We start from the raw sequence: 14,823 nt of genomic DNA, 5'->3' as shown, positions 1-14,823 counted from the left end.
TTAATTATGAGGCTTTTTTATGAGATGTTACTTTATAGAATTATGCTTTTTTTGTACTGAAATCAATTTCGTTATCTTCCGCACCATGTGTTAGAGATTTTAATTTTTTTAAGAATATAAAAACTAGTAAAGCAAATACAATACAAAAAATTGCTATTCCAGTAAAAACTTTAAAATCACCAAAAATAGAAGAAGATTCTCCAAGTAATCCAGCTGCTTTATTCCCTAAACCAGTTGTCGCGAAATATATACCCATCATTATTGATGCGTACTTAGCAGGTGCTAATTTTGTTACAAAGGACAGTGATACAGGAGATAAACATAACTCTCCTACTGTATGAAATAAATAGGCTAAAACAAGCCAATACATTGCAGAGGTTCCTGTGTTATTATATTCTGTAGAAGCAGCTGACATAAATAAGAAACCAACACCTACTGCTCCTAAACCAATAATCATTTTATATAAAGAAGAAGCTTCTGAGCCTTTTAATTTCCTTTTAGCCCAAAATGCTGCAATACCAATACCAAGAGTAATTATGAAAAAAGAGTTTAGTGATTGAAACCAAGTTGCTGGTACTTCCCATCCTAGTAAAATTCTATTTGTTTTTTCTTTTGCATAAATATTCATTAAACCTCCAGCTTGTTCAAAAGCTGCAAAAAATGCAATTATTAATAAGAAAGATATTAATAAAACAATAACTCTATCCTTTTCAATTTTAGTTAAAGGTCTCTTATAAGCCTCTTGGTCTTCCTTATTTTTAGATTTCCCTAGATAATTTCCTACATGAACTAAATACTTTTGCCCAGCTAAAAATTGAATTAGCCCTAAAACCATTAAAATTCCAGCTAACCCAAATCCGTAATGCCAACCATGTACTTCTCCTACATAACCAACTATGAGACCAGATAAAAAGGCACCTATATTTATTCCAATATAAAAAATTGTAAATCCTTTATCTCTTCTAACATCTCCTTTTTTATATAAGCCACCTACCATAGTAGAAATATTAGGTTTTAAACAACCAACTCCAAGAATAATAAAAAATAAGCCAGTATAAAATGCCCAAATTGCTTCTATAGCTAAAACACTATGTCCAATTACTAATAAAATTGCACCAAGAATAACTGATTTTTTTTGCCCTAAAAATTTATCGGCTAAAATTCCTCCTGGAATAGAAGCGATATATACCAATGCAGTATACCAACCATAAAGGGCTAAGGCCTCTCCTTGACTCCATCCAACTCCTGGATTTTCGGCAGTAGTTTTTGAAGTTAAGTATAAAACTAAAAGGGCTCGCATTCCATAATAAGAAAATCGTTCCCACATTTCAGTAAAAAACAATACATATAATCCTACAGGATGCCCAAATAATTCTTTTTGATGTGGTAGTTTTGCTACATTACTCATAATCTATTATCCTTTAATTTTTGTTGTTGAATTTGATTTATTAATTAAATGCGTTTCTACAAAGTTGGTCATTTTTGTGTAGAGGTTTAAACGCGTATTTTTTCCTTTGTAAATACCATGAGTTCTGTCTGGTACAATAAACATATCAAATTGTTTGTTGTTTTCTATCAAGGCATTTATCATTCTGTAACTGTTTTGTACGTGTACATTATCATCACCTGTACCATGTACCAATAAATAGTTTCCTTTTAATTTATCTGCATAGTTTATGGGCGAATTTTCATCATAACCTGCAGGGTTTTCTTGCGGTGTTCTTAAAAAACGTTCTGTATATACAGTGTCGTAAAAACGCCAGGATGTAACTGGAGCCACTGCAATAGCAGTTGTAAAAATATCACTTCCTTTTAAAAGTGAATTTGTACTCATATGACCACCAAAACTCCAGCCCCAAATACCAATATTATTTTCGTCTATGTAAGAACGTTCTGCTAATTTTTTAGCAGCTGCAATTTGATCTTCAGTCTCGTATTTCACTAAATTTAAATAGGTAGATTTTTTAAAATCACTTCCTTTAAAACCTGTTCCACGTCCATCAACACAAGCTACAATCATTCCTTTTTGGGCTAACATATTGTGCCAATAATCGTTACTTGCATTCCATCTGTTGGCAACTTGCTGAGAACCTGGTCCAGAATATTGAAACATTAAAAGCGGATATGTTTTATTTTCATCAAAATCTGCCGGTTTTATCATCCACATATTCAATTCGTTTCCGTTTATAGAAATGGTAGAAAACTCTTTTGGACTCATTTTATAGTCTGCTAAATTTTCTTTTAATTCTACATTGTCTTTAATTACTTTTAGCATTTCACCTTCTGCAGTGTGCAAAGTGTAAATTGGTGGTATTTCTGTTGATGAAAAGGTATTGATGAAGTAGTTTAAATTCGCACTAAAAGAAGCTGTATTTGTACCTGTTTTATTGCTAAGTAATTTTTTATTTTTGCCATTTAAACCAATAGAATATACACCTCTGTTAGTAGAGCCATTTTCTACAGATTGGTAATAAATAGTTTTTTTCTTATCATTATAACCATAATAATTGGTCACCTCCCAGTTTCCATCGGTTATTTGGTTTATTAGTTTTCCAGAAAAATTATAGTGATAAATATGGTTGTAACCGTCTTTTTCGCTTGTCCAAATAAAACTATTATCTTCTAAAAAAGTTAAATTATCTGTAATGTCTATGTAGGCTTTGTCAGTTTCATTTAATAATAAAACACTACTACTTTTTAAAGCATTTACTTTGTGTAGTTTTAAATTATTTTGATGACGATTTAAAGTAGTTGCCACTAAAATATTGTCATCATTAGACCATTTAATTCTTGGTATGTATTCGTAATCGCTTAAAGGGATTTTTCTAGTTCTTTTTGTTGAAAGTTGGTATGTGTGAAGGGTAACATCCGCATTTTTTGCTCCTGCTTTAGGATATTTAAAAACTTGTTTGTCTGGGTAATTGCCAGTCCCAACCATATCCATAGAAAAGGTAGGAACTTTAGATTCATTAAAACGTAAAAAGGCAAGGTATTTACTTTCTTTACTCCATTCAAAAGCCTTTACAAAACCAAACTCTTCTTCGTAAACCCAATCTGTAGTACCGTTAATTATGCTGTTCTTTTTACCATCATTAGTAACCTGAGTAATTTTGTTGTTATTTGCTAAATCTAAAATATACAAATTATTGTTTTTAGCATACGCAATTTTTTTGCTGTCTGGAGAAAAAGAAGGTTGTTGTATGTTTTTACCAATTAATAAAAACTTTTTGGTGTTAATGTTATAATAGTAGAAAGTTCCAGTAAAAGAGCGTCTGTAAATTTTATTAAATTCAGTGCCTAAAATAACAGAAGATTCTTCGTTGTTAAAATCATAAGAAGAAAAACTATCTAAATCCTCTAAATCTGCACTATTAACAACAGTAGCTACTTTTTTTAGTGTTTTATAACTGTATTTATCTACAGTAGTGGTTTTGGTTTCTTTGTCGTAATTCAATAAAGAATAATAATCGCCGTTCATGGCATTTAAAGCATTCATTCTCTCTGGAGAGAAAGTTCCATTCCAAATTTCTTCTAATGTTATTTCTTTAGTTCCAGTACTATAGTTCGCTGTTGTAGAAGCCTCTTTTTTGCAACCTATTAATGATATTATTGCTAATAAAATGAGTGTTTTTTTCATTACAGAAATCGATTTAATAATAATTTGTCAAGTTTACGGAAAAATCATCAAAAAACTATCAAAAAATCTTTTAAAAAATGATAAATTTTGAATAAAGGAGAATCTTTTGAATGATTAATTTATATTTGTTCTCTATAGTTATAAAAGAATAAATGAGCAAAAAAATATCTGGTTTTTCGAAGTTTAGTAAAGAGGAAAAATTAAATTGGTTGGCAGCAAATTATTTTCAAAATAATGTAAAAGCGGTAGAAATTATAAAACAATATTGGAATGATGATGAAAAACTACAACAATTGCATGACGATTTTATAGAGAACACGATTTCTAACTTTTATATGCCAATGGGAGTTGCCCCAAACTTTGTAATTAACAACAAAGAATATGCAATACCTATGGTAATTGAAGAAAGTTCTGTAGTGGCAGCAGCATCTTTAGTAGCCAAATTTTGGAGCACAAGAGGAGGCTTTAAAACCACAGTTTTAGGAACTACTAAAATTGGGCAAGTACATTTTATGTTTGCGGGTAATAAAGATGATTTAATTGCTTATTTCAACAAAAATAAAACAGAATTATATACTGCAACTGCTTCCATTACTAAAAACATGGAAAAACGTGGGGGTGGTATTTTAGACATTCAATTAGTTGATAAAACAGATAAATTAGACAATTATTATCAATTGCACATCACCTTTGAAACCAAAGATTCTATGGGGGCAAATTTTATCAATTCTTGTTTAGAGGCAATAGCTAATAGCTTTAGAAATGATGAAATTGAAATTGTTATGAGTATTCTATCTAATTACGTTCCAGAATGTTTAGTTAGAGCAGAAGTAAGTTGTAAAATTGAAGATTTGGGTGGCAAAAATCCACAGAAATTTGCAGAAAAATTTTGCCAAGCTGTAAAAATTGCAGCAATAGAACCTTATAGAGCTGTTACTCATAATAAAGGAATTATGAACGGAGTAGACGCTGTGGTTTTAGCAACTGGTAATGATTTTAGAGCAGTAGAAGCAGGTGTGCATGCTTATGCTTCTAGAAATGGAACTTACACAAGTTTATCTCATTGCGAAATTAAAAACGGAATGTTTAAATTTTGGATAGAAATTCCATTGGCTTTAGGGACTGTAGGTGGTTTAACAGCTTTACATCCTTTAGCAAAATTGTCTTTAGAAATGTTGCAAAAACCATCTGCAAAAGATTTAATGCAAATTATGGCTGCTGCTGGTTTAGCTCAAAATTTTGCAGCTTTAAGAGCCTTAACAACAAAGGGGATTCAGCATGGGCACATGAAAATGCACTTGCAGAATATCTTAAACCAATTAGGTGCAACCGACTTAGAGAAAGAAACCATTGAAACTTTTTTTGAAGGAAAAACAGTCTCACATTCAGGAGTAGTTTCTAAGTTTGAAGAAATTAGAAAAGCAAAAACAACATGGGTGAATTTTACAGATAAAGTTGCCTTAAAAGAATTATTATCTTCTTTAAAAGCAGATGCAAAACCCGTTTTTGGAAAAATGACCAGTCAACAAATGATAGAACATTTAAGCTTTTTGATAAAAATTTCTAACGGAAAAATAAAAGCAGATTATTTTGTAGAAGATGAGAAATCTTTAAGAAGAAAAGCTTTTTTAGATACCGATAACGAATTGCAAATTGGTTTTAAAGCACCATTATTGTCAGAAGAACCTTATCCTGTAAAATTTGACACGATGGAAAAATCTATAGACGATTTACTTTTCCAAATAGATACCTTTCAGACTCATTTTAAAACTGCAAAAATAGAAAATCATCCGTTTTTTGGTAAGTTAGATTACGAGTATTGGAAAAAATTTCATGTAAAACATTTTACTCATCATTTTAAACAATTTAAACTAGTTTAATGAATTTTTATTCAAACGGAAAACTATTATTATCAGGAGAATACCTTGTTTTAGATGGTGCAGTTTCTTTAGCTGTACCTACAAAATTCGGACAAGATTTAGTGGTAGAAAATATTCAACAACCACAATTAATTTGGGGTAGTTTTACACATACTGGAGATTGTTGGTTTGAAGCTGTTTTTGAGTTACCTAAATTGCGTTTGGTAAGTTGTACTTTTAACTCTGATAAAGAAGGAAGTGCAGAATTTATTGCAGAAACCTTATTAGAAATTTTAAGCGAAGCAAAAAGGATGAATCCAGATTTTTTGAGTACAGAAAACGGATTTGTAGTTAAAACAAGATTAACTTTCCCTAGAAATTGGGGATTAGGAAGTTCATCAACGTTAATAAATTCTGTTGCAAGTTGGGCAAAAGTAGACGCTTTTCAACTTTTATGGAACTCTTTTAAAGGTAGTGGATACGATATTGCATGTGCACAAAATAATACTCCTGTTTTTTATCAAATAGCAAGTAAAAAGCCTGTTGTTAAGCAAGTGGAATTCAATCCAGCTTTTAAAGAAAATATATTTTTTGTATACTTAAATCAGAAACAAGATTCTAAAGAAGGTATTGCAAAGTTTAGAGAAAGTGAGCAAAATTTTGATAAGGAGATACAAAGAATATCAGAAATTTCTAATGAATTTTTAAAAGCAAAATCAATTGAAAATTTTAATCAGTTACTTGTTGAGCACGAAGAAATCATTTCATCAATCATAAAATTGAAACCTATTAAAGAACAATTATTTTCAGATTATCACTTGGGTGAAATAAAAAGTTTAGGTGCTTGGGGCGGAGATTTTGTAATGGTTACAGGTAATGATCAAACCCCCAACTATTTTAAAAATAAAGGATTTAATACAGTTTTAAGATATCAACAAATAATTCTATAAAAACATTCAGGTTTCTACTGCGCAATACCTGAACATAAGTTATTAAATGTCTTCTCGATCGCAGTCGAGAGTTTTTTATAAAAAAAATGAACAAAATAATCATAATTGGCGGAGGAGCAGCAGGATATTTTACAGCGATAAATGCCAAAGAAAATAACCCAGATTTAGATATAACCATTCTAGAAAAAGGGAAAGCTGTTTTGCAGAAAGTGAAAATTTCTGGAGGTGGAAGATGCAATGTTACTCATGCTTGTTTTGAACCTAGAGAACTGGTAAAATTCTACCCAAGAGGAGCAAAAGAATTGCTGGGGCCTTTTCATACTTTTATGACAGGAGATACTTTTGAATGGTTTGATGATAGAGGAGTTCCTTTAAAAATAGAAGAAGATAATCGTGTTTTTCCAGAGGCAAATACAAGTCAGGCAATTATAGATTGTTTTCAAAAAGCTGTTGATAATTTAGGGATTAAAGTGTTGATAAACTGTGGCGTAAATTCCGTTTATCAACAAGAAAGTGAATGGGTTGTAAACACAAAAGAACAAACTTTTAAAGCAGATAAAGTGGTAATTGCAGCAGGAAGTTCTAAAAAAGTTTGGCAACTTTGTAAAACCTTATCTCATCATATTATAGAACCCGTTCCATCTTTATTTACCTTTAACATCAACGATAAAAGAATTATAGATTTATTAGGAATTTCTCTACCCAATGCAACTGTAAATATTATGGGTACAAAATTAGAAGCTTCTGGGCCTTTATTAATAACACATTGGGGTTTAAGTGGCCCCGCAGTTTTAAAATTATCTGCTTTTGGGGCAAGAATTTTAGCTGATAAAAATTACCAATATAATGTGGAGGTTAATTGGTTGTCTAGACCCACAGAAAAAGTGCTAAATATATTACTGAATTTAAAGAAGAAGGAGCCTAGAAAAACGGTGATTTTAAAATCGCCATTTGCAGAAATATCTAAACGTTTGTGGGAACGTTTTGTAGTATTTTCTAACATTTCTAAAACCCAGAATTGGGCAGATTTAAGTAATTTACAATTAGAAAATTTAGCCAATCAATTAACCAAAGGAATTTACAATGCCAATGGTAGAACTACTTTTAAAGACGAATTTGTAACAGCTGGAGGTGTAGATTTAAAAGAAATTAATTTCAAAAAATTTGAAAGCAAAAAACATAAAAACCTCTTTTTTGTAGGTGAAGTTTTAAATATTGATGCTGTAACTGGCGGATTTAATTTTCAGAATGCATGGACAGGTGGTTACATTTGTGCAAAAGCTTTGGCAGAAACTAAGAACTAACAACAAAACTATGGCAAGAACAGAATCTAACGAATTTAAAATAGGCACAAAAGCCCCAGATTTTACTTTAATAAATACTGTAACCAATCAAAATGTGTCTTTACAGCAAGCAAAAGGGAAAAACGGAACTGTAATTATGTTTATTTGTAATCACTGTCCGTTTGTAATTCACGTAAATGATGCGTTGGTAAAATTAGCAAATGATTATCAAGAAAAAGGAATCAATTTCATAGCTATTAGTGCGAATGATGTAGAAAATTATCCGCAAGATGCACCTGAGTTGATGAAAGAATTGGCAGAAAAGCTACATTATCCTTTTCCTTATTTATATGATGAAACCCAAAAAGTAGCCAAGGCTTATGACGCTGCTTGTACTCCAGATTTTTATGTATTTGATGCAGATTTACAATCGGTTTATCATGGACAATTAGACAATGCTAGGCCAGGAAATGAAAAACCAGTAACAGGAAAAGATATAAGACAAGCATTAGACAACTTATTGGCCAACAAAAGCCCCTTAGAAAACCAAAAACCAAGTGTGGGTTGTGGTATTAAATGGAAGTAATTTTTGGAGTTTCGCTAACTTAAGACGAATATGACGTCGTTTTAATGACTTATATTCGCTTTTAGTGAAGTTACAAGAAAATAAATTTAGAGACAAACTAAATTATTCTAACCAAACTCTCTTTTATACTTTGTAACTTTGTGTTCTTGAAAACTTACAAACATGAACATAAAAAACGCACAAAAACAAGTAGACGATTGGATTAAAAATCATGGAGTTCGTTACTTTAACGAACTTACAAACATGGCGCAATTAACAGAAGAAGTTGGCGAAGTGGCAAGAATTATTGCAAGACGTTATGGAGAACAAAGCGAAAAAGAATCTGATAAAAATAAAGACTTAGGAGAAGAATTGGCAGATGTTGTTTTTGTAGTATTGTGTTTGGCAAATCAAACAGGAATAAACTTACAAGATGCATTTGAGAAAAAATTAGATGTTAAAACAAAAAGAGATCACAATCGTCATCAAAACAACCAAAAATTAAAATAAAATGACTTTTTTACAAAAAATAAAACAACCCTCATTTTGGCAAAACTTTGCAAAAGTTGCCATTCCTTTTTTTATACTAGTAACCTTAATTTCTTTATTTATGAATAGTTGGCGCGATATTTTTGCTGGTGATTTTGCAAAAGTAAATACCACCAATTTTGCCAACGGAAAATGGAAAAGTTTTTGGGGTTTAAAGGTAGTAATTAGTACTTTTTATGGTATTTGGGTTACCAATAAAAAAATGAAGTAACTTGTCCATTTGAACGCAATAGAAAAAGTGGTAAATTTTTAGACTATACTTTAACAGGTATTATAATTGTTAATCTAGCTGAATCAAACCAATACAGCTCTCTTTTACTTGTTGATTTAGTATTTTTACACCATTTACAAATAGTGCATTTAATGTTACCAATTCAGCATTTATTTCTTTGGTACTTTCATATCATTTTCTGTGGCTTCAAAAGTTGGGTTTCTCAAAATATTAAAATTATTAGTCATTTTGGTTTCTTTCACAGCCAATTTAACTTTGTAATTACCTGATAAAGTTATTGCGCCACTTAAAGATGCCCACCAAAAAATACATTAGAAATATTCTGCCAAGTGTTCCCTGCATCTGTGGTTTTCCAAACACCACCACCAGTAGAATCCATATAAAAAAGATTGGCTTTACCAGAAGCCCCAGTATCAGCAGCACTTCTACCACCTCTAAAGGGTTCAATATTTCGCTATTTTACCTCGCTAAAATATTCGTTAGAAACTTTGGTAGATTTTTTTTGTGCATTAACTTTGGCGTTTGCAGAAATTAGCAAACAAAATGCCATAAAAAGTAGTTTTTCATCATGGTAAGTTGTTGTATTAAAATTTAAAATAAGAATTAAAATCAGTTTTTAGAATGGACATATTGTTAAATGTTTTAAAGGATAAAAAAATAAAGGAAGAAATAATTATTTCTGGTTCTAAAAGTGAATCGAATAGATTACTGATTTTACAAAACTTATTTCCAGAAATTTCAATTAAAAATTTATCAGATTCAGACGATTCTGTACACATGCAACATGCACTTTCTACAAATAAAGAAATAGTAGATATTGGTCATGCAGGTACAGCAATGCGTTTTTTAACTTCATATTTTGCTGTAAAAGAAGGTAGAGAAGTGGTTTTAACGGGTTCTGAAAGAATGCAAAACAGACCCATAGAAATTTTAGTAAATGCTTTAAAAGATTTGGGTGCAGAAATTTCTTACGAAGCCAAAACTGGCTATCCACCTATTAGAGTTAAAGGAACAAAAATTACTAAAAATAAGGTTCAGATTAACGGAAATGTAAGTAGCCAATACATTTCATCTTTACTATTAATTGCCTCAAAATTAGAAAATGGTTTAACGATAGAGTTGTTGGGTGATATTACTTCTATACCATATATAAACATGACCATAAGTTTGTTACATCAACTAAATATTGATGCTACTTTTAGTGGAAATGTTATTAAAGTATCACCAAAAACATCCATAAAAAAACAAACCGTAGTTGTAGAGTCAGATTGGTCTTCTGCAAGTTATTTTTATTCGATTATTGCTTCTGCAGAACTCGGTTCTTCCATTCAACTATCAGCTTATAAACAAGAAAGCTTACAAGGCGATTCTTGTTTGGTAGAAATTTACCAACATTTTGGGGTAACAACTTCTTTTGGTGATAATTTTATTATCCTAAAAAAAGAAAAAGAAACCCTAAAAGACACCCTAGAAATCGATTTAAAAAATGCACCAGACATTGCTCAAACCATTGCAGTAACCTGTTTTTCTGAGGGCATTTCTTGTAATTTAACAGGCTTACATACCTTAAAAATCAAAGAAACAGATAGGTTAGAGGCTTTAAAAGCAGAATTAACAAAATTAGGCGCTCGTATTTCTGTAACAGATAAGAGTTTATATTTAGAAAAATCATCAGAAATTATTACAAATATTGGTGTAAAAACGTATAATGATCATAGAATGGCTATGGCTTTTGCACCTTTGGCTTTAAAAGTTCCTATCAAAATTTTAAATGCAGAAGTGGTTACAAAATCGTTTCAAAATTTTTGGGAAAATATGCAACAAATTGGTATTAAAATAGATAAACTGTAAATTAAACAGGCAAACACTTGACAACGCCTATTTCGATATCGTATCTTTGCAGCTTTTATAATAAAATATATTTATGAAATTATCAAACTTCGAATTCGAGTTACCACAAGAATTATTAGCAAAATACCCTGCAGAACATAGAGATGAATCTCGTTTAATGGTGTTAAACAAAAAAGAGGGTACTATAGAGCACAAATTGTTTAAAGAGGTTATTAATTACTTTGATGAAGGTGATGTAATGATGTTAAACAATACCAAAGTTTTTCCTGCTAGAATGTTTGGAAACAAAGAAAAAACAGGTGCAAGAATAGAAGTTTTCTTATTAAGAGAATTAAATGCAGAAAACAGGTTGTGGGATGTTTTAGTAGATCCGGCAAGAAAAATTAGAATTGGTAACAAGTTGTTTTTTGGAGAAGATGATAGTTTAGTTGCAGAAGTTATAGATAATACAACCTCTAGAGGACGAACTTTACGTTTCTTATTCGATGGTTCTTACGAAGAATTTAGAGCAAAATTATTAGAATTAGGCGAAACACCTTTACCGAAAGAAATAGACAGAGATGTAGAACCTTCTGATGAAGAACGTTATCAAACAATTTTTGCAAAACACCAAGGCGCAGTTGCTGCACCAACAGCAGGTTTACACTTTTCTAAACACTTATTAAAGCGCTTAGAAATTAAAGGAGTAGATTTTGCAGAAATGACTTTACACGTTGGTTTAGGTACTTTTAGTTCTGTAGAAGTAGAAGATTTGTCTAAACACAAAATGGATTCTGAACAAATTATCATTCCAGAAATTGCTGCAAAAAGAATTAACGAAGCAAAAGCAGAAAAAAGAAGAATTTGCGCTGTAGGTACTACTGTGATGAGAACTGTAGAGTCTTCGGTGTCGTCTAATCAGCAATTAAATGCTTTTGAAGGCTGGACCAATAAATTTATTTTTCCTCCTTACGATTTTAGTATTGCTAATAGTATGATTACCAATTTTCATGCACCAAAGTCTACCTTAATGATGCAAGCCGCAGCATTTGCTGGTTACGACTTTTTAATGGAAGCTTACAAAGTAGCTGTAAAAGAAGGCTATAGGTTTTCTACCTATGGAGATGCAATGTTAATTATTTAATCAGCAAGATTTAGAAATATTTACAAAACTGACAATTGAAAAATTGTCAGTTTTTTTATGGATTTTCATGAACCATTTTAGTTTTAAAATAAAAAAATTTGAGATAATGTTAATGTTTACACACTTATGCTGTATCTCTAAAAACATCAAAAATATATATGTATTTTTGCAAACGTAATTTTATTAGAACCAAATAATACAACTTGACGAATAAGAGAGACATAAGGGCACTTACAAAAGAACAGCTAAGAACTTTTTTTGTAGAAAATGGAGACAAAGCTTTTCGTGGAAACCAAGTTTATGAATGGCTTTGGAGTAAATCTTTGCACACTTTTAAAGACATGACCAACATTTCTAAAGAAACCAGAGAAATGTTAGAAGCTAATTTTGTAATCAACCATATTAAGGTAGATTCTATGCAAAAAAGTAAAGATGGGACTATCAAAAATGGTATAAAATTACACGATGGTTTGGTTGTGGAGTCTGTGCTAATTCCTACAGAAAAAAGAACTACTGCTTGTGTTTCTAGTCAAGTAGGGTGCAGTTTAGATTGTAAGTTTTGTGCAACAGCACGTTTAAAAAGAATGCGTAATTTAAATCCAGATGAAATTTACGATCAAGTTGTAGTTATAGACAAACAAAGCAGGTTGTATCATAACCATAAACTTACTAATATTGTTTTTATGGGAATGGGAGAGCCCTTAATGAACTATAAAAATGTCTTAAAATCTATAGAAATGATAACTTCTCCTGAAGGTTTAGGAATGTCATCAAAAAGAATAACAGTATCTACTTCTGGTGTGCCAAAAATGATAAAAAAAATGGCAGATGAAGAAGTAAAATTTAATTTAGCTGTTTCCTTACACTCTGCAATTGATGAAGTTAGAACGTCTATAATGCCATTTAACACTAATTTTCCTTTACAAGATTTACGCGAATCTTTAGAATATTGGTATGAAAAAACTAAAAGAGCCATTACTTACGAATATGTTGTTTGGCAAGATATTAATGATGGAAAAGAAGATATTAAAGCTTTAGTAGATTTTTGTAAATATGTACCCTGCAAAGTAAATTTAATAGAGTACAATCCAATAGATGATGGGCAATTTCAACAAGCAAGTAATGCAGCGTTAAATAATTACATTTCTAATTTAGAAATGCATGATATTACCGTAAATGTAAGACGCTCTAGAGGTAAAGATATAGATGCAGCATGTGGACAATTGGCAAATAAAAGCTAAACTTTTATATTTTTGAAGGAAAAATAAAATTATGAAAAGATTAATTATTACCACTATTTTACTTTTTATTACTTTAAGTGTAAAATCTCAAGAAGAAAAAAAATCTTTTTGGCAACTATTAAAAGGTAAAGAGTTAGAGACTTCAATAAAATTTCTTCCAATTGGTGTTCATACAAAAGATGGAAGCATTGTTGATACCTACTATGTTGGTTATAATTATAAAAGTTTTGAAATCGCTGCTTTTAAAAACTCTTACGAAGATTTAACAATTTTAGCCTTATATAAAAGAGAAATACCATTGTTTAAAAAATTATCTTTCATATATGGTTTAGGACTTATGTATGGTTACGATGGAAAACTGCAAAATGTAAGTGGTATTCCTTTTAGAAATACATTTTTATATTCTGGTCCTATAAATTTATCTGGAGGTTTTATACTAGATTATAAGACTTCTAAAAGATTTAGTTTGCAGATAAATATTTCTCCAGTTGTTTTAGTTTTTGGTGTTAGATATATACTTTAGAATATTTTAAAAATTAACTAGATTTAGAATAAATGAAACCCATAGAATTCATAAAACTTCCCATTAAAAACGAAATGGAACTCTTTGAGAAAAAGTTCAAAGATTCTATGCTTTCTAAAGTACCGCTCTTAAATAGGATTACCTATTATATTGTTCGTAGAAAAGGAAAACAAATGCGGCCGATGTTTGTTTTTTTAGTAGCAAAAATGGTTTCTAATGGTGGTTTTGATGAACGTACTTACAGAGGTGCTTCTGTTGTAGAATTAATACATACAGCCACTTTAGTGCACGATGATGTTGTTGATGATAGTAATAGAAGAAGAGATTTTTTCTCTATAAATGCACTTTGGAAAAACAAAATTGCAGTTTTAGTAGGAGATTTTATGCTTTCAAAAGGATTATTGTTGTCTATAGATAATGAAGATTTTGACCTTTTAAAACTAATTTCTATCGCTGTTAGAGAAATGAGTGAAGGGGAATTGCTTCAAATTGAAAAAGCTAGAAAATTAGACATCACAGAAGCTATTTATTTTGATATTATTAGAAAAAAAACAGCTACTTTAATTGCAGCTTGTTGTGGTATTGGTGCTGCATCTGTAGGTGCAAATCAAGATACCATTCAGCAAATGAGAAAGTTTGGCGAATATATTGGGATTGCTTTTCAAATAAAAGACGATTTGTTTGACTACTCTGATGCCAAAATAGGAAAACCAACAGGGATAGATATTAAAGAGCAAAAAATGACCTTACCATTGATACACTCGTTAAATACCTGTTCTAAAAAGGAAAAAGCTTGGTTAATCAATTCTATAAAAAAGCACAACAAAAACAAAGAAAGGGTTAAAGAAGTAATTGCTTTTGTAAAAGAAAATGGAGGTATAGAATACACAGTTGCGCAAATGTATGATTATAGAAAAAAAGCATTGGCAATTTTAAATGACTTTCCAGAAACCGACTATAAAAAATCTTTAGTTACTATGATAGATTATGTTGTAGAGAGAAAAATATAA

Annotated in this window: 13 protein-coding genes; 11 read left to right on the top strand and 2 right to left on the bottom strand. The window is 30.6% G+C overall.

Annotation, left to right across the window (positions count from 1 at the left end; all coding sequences use genetic code 11):
* Nucleotides 1-40 precede the first annotated feature (40 nt).
* Nucleotides 41-1,408: a peptide MFS transporter gene (locus Q0662_RS06005; protein WP_298948049.1), complete on the bottom strand. Its 1,368-nt coding sequence runs from the start codon at nucleotides 1,406-1,408 to the stop codon at nucleotides 41-43.
* 6 nt (nucleotides 1,409-1,414) lie between these two features.
* Nucleotides 1,415-3,637 carry a S9 family peptidase gene (locus Q0662_RS06000; RefSeq protein ID WP_298948048.1) on the bottom strand — a complete coding sequence of 741 codons (2,223 nt, stop codon included), beginning with the start codon at nucleotides 3,635-3,637 and terminating at the stop codon, nucleotides 1,415-1,417.
* A gap of 152 nt (nucleotides 3,638-3,789) precedes the next feature.
* On the opposite strand from Q0662_RS06000, the gene Q0662_RS05995 reads away from it, so the two are divergent.
* The 11 genes from Q0662_RS05995 (at nucleotide 3,790) to Q0662_RS05945 (ending at nucleotide 14,823) form a co-directional block, all read left to right on the top strand.
* Nucleotides 3,790-5,517: a hydroxymethylglutaryl-CoA reductase, degradative gene (locus tag Q0662_RS05995; RefSeq protein WP_298948047.1), complete on the top strand. Its 1,728-nt coding sequence runs from the start codon at nucleotides 3,790-3,792 to the stop codon at nucleotides 5,515-5,517.
* Nucleotides 5,517-6,446 carry a GYDIA family GHMP kinase gene (locus tag Q0662_RS05990; RefSeq protein WP_298948046.1) on the top strand — a complete coding sequence of 310 codons (930 nt, stop codon included), beginning with the start codon at nucleotides 5,517-5,519 and terminating at the stop codon, nucleotides 6,444-6,446. The genes Q0662_RS05995 and Q0662_RS05990 overlap by 1 nt, the downstream gene beginning before the upstream one ends.
* A gap of 86 nt (nucleotides 6,447-6,532) precedes the next feature.
* Nucleotides 6,533-7,750: an NAD(P)/FAD-dependent oxidoreductase gene (locus tag Q0662_RS05985; RefSeq protein ID WP_298948045.1), complete on the top strand. Its 1,218-nt coding sequence runs from the start codon at nucleotides 6,533-6,535 to the stop codon at nucleotides 7,748-7,750.
* A 10-nt stretch (nucleotides 7,751-7,760) separates the two neighbouring features.
* Nucleotides 7,761-8,315: a thioredoxin family protein gene (locus Q0662_RS05980; protein ID WP_298948043.1), complete on the top strand. Its 555-nt coding sequence runs from the start codon at nucleotides 7,761-7,763 to the stop codon at nucleotides 8,313-8,315.
* 162 nt (nucleotides 8,316-8,477) lie between these two features.
* Complete coding sequence (locus Q0662_RS05975; RefSeq protein ID WP_298948042.1) at nucleotides 8,478-8,804, top strand: nucleotide pyrophosphohydrolase; 327 nt, start codon at nucleotides 8,478-8,480, stop codon at nucleotides 8,802-8,804.
* Between the two features lies 1 nt (nucleotide 8,805).
* The gene (locus Q0662_RS05970; protein WP_298948041.1) at nucleotides 8,806-9,054 is read left to right on the top strand and encodes a hypothetical protein; all 249 of its coding nucleotides are present in this window, start codon (nucleotides 8,806-8,808) and stop codon (nucleotides 9,052-9,054) included.
* A gap of 642 nt (nucleotides 9,055-9,696) precedes the next feature.
* A complete protein-coding gene (locus tag Q0662_RS05965) occupies nucleotides 9,697-10,926 on the top strand; it encodes a 3-phosphoshikimate 1-carboxyvinyltransferase (protein ID WP_298948040.1) in 1,230 nt (409 codons plus the stop codon).
* A gap of 73 nt (nucleotides 10,927-10,999) precedes the next feature.
* Nucleotides 11,000-12,049, top strand: coding sequence for a tRNA preQ1(34) S-adenosylmethionine ribosyltransferase-isomerase QueA (gene queA, locus Q0662_RS05960; protein ID WP_298948039.1), 1,050 nt, complete (start codon nucleotides 11,000-11,002; stop codon nucleotides 12,047-12,049).
* Between the two features lie 203 nt (nucleotides 12,050-12,252).
* A complete protein-coding gene (rlmN, locus tag Q0662_RS05955) occupies nucleotides 12,253-13,290 on the top strand; it encodes a 23S rRNA (adenine(2503)-C(2))-methyltransferase RlmN (RefSeq protein WP_298948038.1) in 1,038 nt (345 codons plus the stop codon).
* Nucleotides 13,291-13,321: 31 nt separating this feature from the next.
* Nucleotides 13,322-13,813, top strand: a complete 492-nt coding sequence (locus Q0662_RS05950; RefSeq protein ID WP_298948037.1) for a hypothetical protein — start codon at nucleotides 13,322-13,324, stop codon at nucleotides 13,811-13,813.
* A 32-nt stretch (nucleotides 13,814-13,845) separates the two neighbouring features.
* Nucleotides 13,846-14,823, top strand: coding sequence for a polyprenyl synthetase family protein (locus Q0662_RS05945; RefSeq protein ID WP_298948036.1), 978 nt, complete (start codon nucleotides 13,846-13,848; stop codon nucleotides 14,821-14,823).

Source organism: uncultured Polaribacter sp. (assembly GCF_947503855.1).
Lineage (GTDB): Bacteria > Bacteroidota > Bacteroidia > Flavobacteriales > Flavobacteriaceae > Polaribacter.
Note: the sequence above shows the minus strand (reverse complement) of the source record. Positions and strands in the feature narration are given on the sequence as shown.

Excerpts from the sequence above, each read along its gene's own strand:
- Q0662_RS06005 (WP_298948049.1), bottom strand. The coding sequence starts at position 1,408 with ATGAGTAATGTAGCAAAACTACCACATCAAAAAGAATTATTTGGGCAT.
- Q0662_RS06000 (WP_298948048.1), bottom strand. The coding sequence starts at position 3,637 with ATGAAAAAAACACTCATTTTATTAGCAATAATATCATTAATAGGTTGC.
- Q0662_RS05995 (WP_298948047.1), top strand. The coding sequence starts at position 3,790 with ATGAGCAAAAAAATATCTGGTTTTTCGAAGTTTAGTAAAGAGGAAAAA.
- Q0662_RS05990 (WP_298948046.1), top strand. The coding sequence starts at position 5,517 with ATGAATTTTTATTCAAACGGAAAACTATTATTATCAGGAGAATACCTT.
- Q0662_RS05985 (WP_298948045.1), top strand. The coding sequence starts at position 6,533 with ATGAACAAAATAATCATAATTGGCGGAGGAGCAGCAGGATATTTTACA.
- Q0662_RS05980 (WP_298948043.1), top strand. The coding sequence starts at position 7,761 with ATGGCAAGAACAGAATCTAACGAATTTAAAATAGGCACAAAAGCCCCA.
- Q0662_RS05975 (WP_298948042.1), top strand. The coding sequence starts at position 8,478 with ATGAACATAAAAAACGCACAAAAACAAGTAGACGATTGGATTAAAAAT.
- Q0662_RS05970 (WP_298948041.1), top strand. The coding sequence starts at position 8,806 with ATGACTTTTTTACAAAAAATAAAACAACCCTCATTTTGGCAAAACTTT.
- Q0662_RS05965 (WP_298948040.1), top strand. The coding sequence starts at position 9,697 with ATGGACATATTGTTAAATGTTTTAAAGGATAAAAAAATAAAGGAAGAA.
- queA (WP_298948039.1), top strand. The coding sequence starts at position 11,000 with ATGAAATTATCAAACTTCGAATTCGAGTTACCACAAGAATTATTAGCA.
- Q0662_RS05950 (WP_298948037.1), top strand. The coding sequence starts at position 13,322 with ATGAAAAGATTAATTATTACCACTATTTTACTTTTTATTACTTTAAGT.
- Q0662_RS05945 (WP_298948036.1), top strand. The coding sequence starts at position 13,846 with ATGAAACCCATAGAATTCATAAAACTTCCCATTAAAAACGAAATGGAA.